Below are 3,405 nucleotides of genomic sequence, written 5' to 3' on the forward strand. Positions count from 1 at the left end.
GGCGGCAGCCGAGAAGGTGTATGCCGGGGTGGCCGAGCCGCTGACCGCCGCGGACGTCGCCGACGTCGTCGCCTACGCGGTCTCCGTGCCGCATCACGTGAACCTCGACGAGATTGTTGTCCGTCCGGTTGCGCAGGCGGCGAACCACAAGGTGATCCGGCGCAGCTGAGCCGCGCCCGCCGGCCCTCCCGAGAGAGTTCGCCCTATCCGGCCGTGACGGCTAGAATTGGGGGCATCAGCTGCGACCCGGCCATCACCGGTGAGCTTCCGGAAGAACACCCGCCCCGGCGGATCAGTAGAACCGGACGGGTAAGCCCGTGACAGCAGACATGAAGCGGTGTGCGCTGTTCCTCCCAGGCAGGGAGGAGAGGGCACGCAAGCGAGGTGGTACCGCGGATTCGCTCACCGGGGCTTCGGCATCGGTCAGCTGGTTCGTCCTTGCAGGAAAACCATTACTGCCCGCCGACCTCCGCCAGCTTCAGGACACACCACATGTCACAGATCTACCCCAAGGCCTCCGCCGCAGATCCGGCTGTCTCAGGCTCTGCCTCTCCACGCTTCCCCGAGCTGGAAGAGCGCGTGCTCGCGTACTGGGACGGGGACGGGACCTTCCAGGCCTCGATTGACCAGCGCAGCGCGGGCGAGCACGGCTCAAACGAATTCGTCTTCTATGACGGCCCGCCCTTCGCCAACGGCCTGCCCCACTACGGGCACCTGCTCACCGGCTACGCCAAGGACCTTGTAGGGCGTTACCAGACCCAGCGCGGCCGCCGCGTCGAGCGCCGTTTCGGTTGGGACACGCACGGGCTTCCCGCCGAGCTTGAAGCCATGAAGCAGCTCGGCATGAGCGACAAGAAGCAGATCGAGGCCATGGGCATCGACAAGTTCAACGATGCGTGCCGCGCGTCCGTGATGAAGTACGCGGGGGAGTGGCGTGACTACGTCACCCGCCAGGCGCGCTGGGTGGACTTCGAGAACGACTACAAGACGCTCAACGTCGAGTACATGGAGTCCGTGCTCTGGGCCTTCAAGACACTGCACTCAAAGGGCCTCACCTATAACGGCTACCGGGTACTGCCCTACTGCTGGAAGGATGAGACGCCGCTCTCCAACCATGAACTGCGGATGGACGACGACGTCTACCAGGACCGCCAGGACCAGACCGTCACCGTGACGTTCCCGATCATCGCCGGAGATTCGGCCCTGTCTCAGGACCTCGCCGGTGTCGAGGCGCTGGCCTGGACCACCACGCCGTGGACGCTTCCCACCAACGCTGCCCTCGCCGTCGGGCCTGACATCCACTACGCGCTGGTTCCGGGCGCCGGCGAGTTCACGGGCCGCCGGTTCCTGATCGCCGAGGAACTGCTGTCCGGGTACGCAAAGGACTTCGGCTACGCCTCCGCGGAGGAGGCGCGCGCCGCCGTCATCGGCACCCACCGCGGCACCGAACTCGGTGGACTGGAGTATGTTCCGCTGTGGGACTACTTCGCGGATCCTGAACGCGGCGGCTACCGCAACGCCTTCCGGTTCCTCGTCGCTGACTACGTCACGACGACGGACGGCACCGGTATTGTCCACCAGTCGCCGGCCTACGGTGAAGAGGACCAGCAAATCTGTGAGGACGCCGGAATCCAGGTGATCCTCTCGGTCGATGAGGGAGCACGCTTCCTGCGCACCTTCGAGGACGGACCGCTGGCGGAGATCGTCGGTGTGCAGGTCTTCGAAGCGAACAAGGCCATCACACGGGTGCTGCGCGACGCCGGCCGCCTGGTACGCCAGGCCAGCTACGTGCACAGCTACCCGCACTGCTGGCGCTGCCGCAACCCGCTGATCTACCGTGCGGTGTCCTCCTGGTTCGTCGAGGTCACCAAGATCAAGGACCGCATGGTCGAGCTCAACCAGCAGATCAACTGGATCCCGGGCAACGTCAAGGACGGCCAGTTCGGCAAGTGGCTGGAGAACGCCCGCGACTGGTCCATCAGCCGCAACCGCTATTGGGGCAGTCCCATCCCCGTGTGGGTGTCTGATGACCCGAACTACCCGCGCACCGACGTGTACGGCTCCCTCGCGGACATCGAGCGGGACTTCGGGCGCCTGCCGCGCAATGCAGCCGGAGAGGCGGACCTGCACCGTCCGTTCATCGACGAGCTGACCCGTCCCAACCCGGACGATCCGCGGACCCCGGAGGACGGCCAGTCCACCATGCGTCGCGTCGCTGATGTGCTCGATGTCTGGTTTGATTCCGGATCCATGCCGTACGCGCAGGTTCACTACCCGATGCAGAACGAGGACTGGTTCGAGTCCCACAACCCCGCCGATTTCATCGTGGAGTACATCGGTCAGACCCGCGGCTGGTTCTACACGCTGCACATCCTCGCCACGGCGCTGTTTGACCGGCCGACGTTCAAGAACGTCATCAGCCACGGCATCGTGCTGGGTTCGGACGGCCAGAAGATGTCCAAGAGCCTGCAGAACTACCCTGACGTTTCCGAGGTCCTCGACCGGGACGGCTCGGACGCCATGCGCTGGTTCCTGATGGCCTCGCCGATCCTGCGCGGCGGCAACCTCGTGGTCACCGAGCAGGGAATCCGCGACGGCGTCCGTCAGGTCATTCTGCCGCTGTGGAACGTGTGGCACTTCTTCCGTCTCTACACGAATGCCGCCTCCGGGGGCGCCGGCTACGAGGCGAAAACTGTTGACGCGGCCGCAGCGGACGCACTGGGCGACCCGCTGGACCGGTACATCCTCGCGTACACCGGCAACCTCGTGGAGGATATGACGGCCTCTCTCGACGCGTTCAACATCAGCGACGCGTGTGAGGCCCTGCGCCGCTACCTCGACACGCTCACCAACTGGTATGTGCGCCGCGGCCGGCAGCGTTTCTTCGATGAGGACACCGCTGCGTTCGACGTCCTCTACACCTGCCTGGAAGCGGTGACCCGCGTTGCGGCTCCGCTGCTGCCCCTGGTCACCGAGGAAATCTGGCGGGGTCTTACCGGCGGCCGTTCCGTGCATCTGACGGACTGGGCGTCGCCGTCGTCGTTCGCTGCTGCCCCGGACCTGGTGGAGCGGATGGAACGGACCCGGCAGATCTGCTCCACAGGATCCAGCCTGCGCAAGGCAGCGAACCTTCGGGTGCGCCTGCCGCTCGCCGATCTGACCGTTGTGGCGCCGGCCGCCGGTGAACTGGAAGGCCAGTACCGGGCCATCATCGCGGACGAACTGAATATCAAGTCCGTCCGCCTGATCGACTCCGCGGACGTCTCGCCCGAGGAGTTCGGCATTTCGCAGAAGCTCGTGGTCAATGCGCGGGCAGCCGGTCCGCGGCTCGGCAGGAACGTCCAAACCGCCATCAAGGCCGCGAAGGCGGGGGACTGGTCGGTGGACGACGATGGCACTGTCACG

General features: G+C 65.7%; 1 protein-coding gene and 1 pseudogene. Both read left to right on the forward strand.

Annotation, left to right across the window (positions count from 1 at the left end; genetic code table 11):
• A pseudogene (locus X803_RS22815) lies at nt 1-169 on the forward strand (oxidoreductase); the annotation flags it as partial.
• A gap of 323 nt (nt 170-492) precedes the next feature.
• Nucleotides 493-3,405 (forward strand): isoleucine--tRNA ligase (gene ileS, locus X803_RS19665; RefSeq protein ID WP_035778853.1); only part of this gene is annotated, 2,913 nt, incomplete at its 3' end.

Origin of the sequence: Arthrobacter sp. 35/47 (assembly GCF_000520475.1) — a bacterium.
GTDB lineage: Bacteria > Actinomycetota > Actinomycetes > Actinomycetales > Micrococcaceae > Arthrobacter_D > Arthrobacter_D subterraneus.